At 58.3% G+C, this 3,045-nt stretch carries 1 protein-coding gene and 2 pseudogenes; all 3 read left to right on the plus strand.

Annotated features, from left to right (window positions below):
- Positions 1-551 (plus strand): annotated as a pseudogene (locus EOA24_RS41995) (polysaccharide export protein); the annotation flags it as partial.
- A 3-nt stretch (positions 552-554) separates the two neighbouring features.
- Complete coding sequence (locus EOA24_RS32450) at positions 555-2,693, plus strand: capsular polysaccharide biosynthesis protein (protein WP_127410502.1); 2,139 nt, start codon at positions 555-557, stop codon at positions 2,691-2,693.
- A gap of 105 nt (positions 2,694-2,798) precedes the next feature.
- Positions 2,799-3,045 (plus strand): annotated as a pseudogene (locus EOA24_RS32455) (glutamine--fructose-6-phosphate aminotransferase); the annotation flags it as partial.

Genomic DNA, 3,045 nt, shown 5'->3' on the forward strand with positions numbered 1-3,045 from the left:
GCCAGCGCACTGCCTCGGTTCCGCTGCACACGATCATTTCGCGCCCAAGCGAAAACATCTATGTCCAACCTGAAGACACCATTCTTTTGATACGGCAACGGATGACGTTCACAGCGCTCGGCGCTGTAGGTCGCCAAGGCTCGCTGCCGATTCCGTCAAATGATTTCACTTTGTCGGAAGCTTTGGGCACGGCAGGCGGGCTAAATGATAGTCGTGCAGACCAGTCGGGCCTCTTCCTTTTTCGCTTCGAGCGCCCGGAGCTTGTTCGGGCCCTCGGCAACCGTATCGACCCCTCCGCTATTGGTTGGGATGTTTTGGCCAAGTCCCCGGGAAATGCGCAGTCGCTCGATTATGTTTTTCCGATAGTCTATCGCATCCGCTTGTCGGATCCGGCTTCGCTCTTGATCATGAGCAGGGTACGCGTCCTGGATCGAGATATTCTGTACGTAGCCAATGCTCCCTCCGTTGAAATCGACAAATTCCTTGGCATCGTAGGCCAAACTTACGGCATCATTCGCGGTCCGATTTCCATCGCGCAGGCGGTCGGTTGATCTATGCTGATGAATATTGCCACCAGCCATAGTTCTCCGCGCGGCCCCTCGCTGCCATGGCGGAGCGGTGCGCGTGTTCTTGCCAGTTCCCGGACGCTGTCGCGTGACGTGCAAATAGGCTTTCTTCTAGACGCCCGCCTGATCCAGAACGCCGACGAAGCTCAAGGGGTTGAAGGTGGCTGCGGGTGGGGTCGAAGTTCGCGCAATGAGCGGATAACGACGCTTTGCAAGGCCCGCGGCCTTCCGTTTTTATTCCTCGAGGATCCTTATTTCCGCTCTTGGGGGCTCTCGAATCAGGCGTACTCCACGCCTGCGGTCGGAGTCATGATCGACGCCAATCAACCGGCTTATGACTGTAGTGGAGCCGGTTCCGCCGCCGAACAGTTAATGGTGGCACGCATTGCCGACAGAGGAGATTTACCGAAAACAGACTTGCGGAACCTGATCGTGGAAGCACGGCTGAGCAAATATAATCTCCCTTCGAATGAGACTCGACCTGTCCGACGGACAGACCGCTTTAGGCTAGGAATCATTGATCAGGTTAAACACGACCGTTCTCTTTTGTACGGCGGCGGTGACGACGGTGCTGTGGTTGCAATGGCCAAATACGCAATTGACCGTGCACTCGGCGAGAGCGCCGAACTGGTGTTCAGAACACACCCGGACGTGGCCGCTGGAAAGGGCCATTCGCTGCTGAACCCAATCTTGCCGCGCATGTGTGCGGCATATGGGGTAGGCATCACCACATCAACTGGTTCATCCGCGACCGTCTTCCTCGACGAGATTGATGAGGTGCTTACGATCACCAGCGGCGCCGGCTTCGAGGCTCTGATCCGAGGCATTCCAGTCACATGTTTCGGGGCGCCCTTCTATGCGGGGTTCGGCTTGACAACCGACCTAGCGTGTTCCGAGGACGCTATCGCGGCGTTGAGGCGCCGGGCGACCGATCGGCCGCAATCGAGCGACGAGATCCTGCGGCGCCTAGACATCCTCATTTCCGTTGCACTCGAGGACATGACGCTGTGGTGGGACCCCGTGAAGCGCGAGCGCTGCGATGCATTGCAGGCCTTGCGTCGACTTGCCTGGTGGGCAGCTGCAGAACGTTTCGACAATAAGCCCATCCTCATCTATGGAGCTGGAGGATGGAAACGGGCTGCCGTCCAGACGATGGCGGCTCACCCCGGGGCCTCTGTCTCGTTCTCGATGCGGCTTCGTCCGCGCTCGCTCAAAGGTTCCCGAAATAATCTGATCTGGGGAGCCTTTGGAAAGGACATAGCTGGCGGGAAAGGTTCCATAAGTGTCGAAGACGGCTTCATACGGTCAGTTGGTCTCGGAGCTGCCCTCGTGAGTCCCGCTTCACTCGTATTTGATCCCATTGGTCTCTATTACGACGCCTCGAGGCCCAGCCAGATTGAGACGATCATTGAATCGGGCGTAGGGCTGACGGACAAGATCGTAGACCGCGCAGCCACGCTTCGGGAGCGGATCGTGCGGTCGGCAATCGAGAAATACAACGTCGACGACGGCAGTCGACCCGTCACAGATGGGAAGGTGCATCTCGTCATAGGCCAAGTCGTCGACGACCAATCTGTGTTGATGGGTAGTGCTCTCGCGCGACCTGGAGATCAGCTGGTGAGGGTGGTTCGAACGCTTCATCCAAAAGCTAAGATCGCATATCGCGCGCACCCTGACGTCGTTGCGGGCTTAAGAAATGGCGACCGCACCAGCTTACATGCCGATATCCAATCCCCGGGCGGTTCGCTCTCAAGCTGGCTGACAACAGCGGAACGCATACATGTTGCCACGTCGCTCGCCGGATTTGAGGCTTTGCTGCGTGAGGTGCCAGTTTCGACCTATGGAATGCCCTTTTATGCAGGTTGGGGGCTGACTCAAGATTCCTTTTCCTGTCCGAGGAGGACACGGCGCCCGACGCTGGACGAAATGGTGGCGGCAGCACTGATCCTGTATCCCCGCTACCGGAGTATCAAGAGTGGCCTACGTTGCGAGGTCGAAGACATCCTCGATGAAATCGAAGCCATCCGTGCAGGTGTGCTCGCTTCACCATCACGGCTTAACCGATTTACGGCTCCATTTCTGAAAATCCTGGCCGGGGTCGGTAAGAGGTCGGGCTTACGCTTCTAGGCGTGCCGAGACACGCAGACTTTCCAGAATTGGCCGGCGCGCAAATGTAATTCGCGGCCGGGTCATACGAAAATCGAACTATCAGCAGGGAATAGGGGCTATCGCATGTGCGGTATCGTTGGAATTGTGGGCCGGCAGCAGGTCGCGCCGCTTATCGTCGACGCGCTGAAGCGGCTCGAATATCGCGGCTATGACTCGGCCGGCGTCGCCACCATCGAGAAGGGCGAGCTCGGCCGCCGCCGCGCCGAAGGCAAACTGATCAATCTCGAACGCCGGCTGAAGGAAGAGCCGCTCGACGGCACGATCGGCATCGGCCATACGCGCTGGGCCACGCATGGCGTGCCGAACGAGA

The organism is Mesorhizobium sp. M2A.F.Ca.ET.039.01.1.1, assembly GCF_003998035.1.
In the GTDB taxonomy this organism is placed as follows: Bacteria; Pseudomonadota; Alphaproteobacteria; order Rhizobiales; family Rhizobiaceae; genus Mesorhizobium.